This is a genomic window from Streptomyces sp. NRRL WC-3549 (assembly GCF_000721935.1).
Classification (GTDB): domain Bacteria; phylum Actinomycetota; class Actinomycetes; order Streptomycetales; family Streptomycetaceae; genus Streptomyces.
In genome coordinates, this window is the sequence record NZ_KL585391.1 from 81482 (window position 1) to 82485 (window position 1004).

Genomic DNA, 1004 nt, shown 5'->3' on the forward strand with positions numbered 1-1004 from the left:
AAGAGACAGCGTCTCACTTGTCGCGACCGGCGGCAGCCGGATGCAGGAGGGCATGATCGCGCTGGCGCAGCTCCAGCGGGTGGCCGGGGCGTCGGCGCGGTTGCGGGCGGCCGGACTGGCGCAGATCGCGGTACTGCGCGACCCGGCGACCGGGGGCGGCTGGGCCACCCTGGGGGCGGGCGCCGACGTGGTGCTGGCGCTGCCCGGGGCGCAGATCGGGTTCGCCGGGTCGCGGGTGCGGCCCGCGGCCGCCGACCCCTACGCGTACACCGCCGAGGGGCAGTGGGCGGCGGGCCAGGTCGACGCGGTGGTGGGGCCCGAGGAACTGCGCGGGACGCTGGGGCGGTGGCTGGCCGCCCTCACGGTGACCGGCCCGGCGCGTCCGGCCCCGGTGCCGGAGGCGCTGTCGGCGACCGGGCTGCCGGAGACCGGCTGGGACGCGGTGGAGCGGGCCCGCGCGGTGGGACGGCCGCGCGCCGGGGCGTATCTGGACGCGTACTTCGAGGACCGGCTCGCGCTGCACGGCGACCGCTGCGGGGGCGTCGACCCGGGGATGCTGTGCGGCGTGGGGCTGCGCGCCGGGCAGCCGGTGGCGTACGCCGCCCAGTGCGGCACCGCGACCCTCCCGGCCGGCTACCGCACGGCGGCCCGGGTGATCCGGCTCGCGGACCGCCTCGGCCATCGCCGAGGCGTTCGCGGCGGTGGCCTCCGCCCGGGTGCCGGTGACGAGCCTGGTCATCGGCGAGGGCGGCTCGGGCGGCGCGCTCGCCCTCGCGGCTCCGGGCAACACCCATGTCACCGCCGACAGTTACTTCTCGGTGATCGCACCGGAACTGGCGGCGGCGATCCTGAAGCGGGGGCCGGACGAGGTACGCGCCACCGCCGGTCAGCTCCGGCTGCGCCCCCAGGACCTGGTGGAGCTGGGGGTGGCCCGCTCGGTGGTGGGGCCTGCGCGCTGAGGACCCGTCACGGCTGCGGGTCCCGCGCGTCGTAGCGGGCGAAGC

The 1004-nt window shown here is 78.5% G+C and carries 1 pseudogene; it reads left to right on the forward strand.

The annotated features are described in order from the left end of the window. Positions 1-959: pseudogene (locus IH13_RS37050) on the forward strand (carboxyl transferase domain-containing protein); the annotation flags it as partial. Positions 960-1004 lie beyond the last annotated feature (45 nt).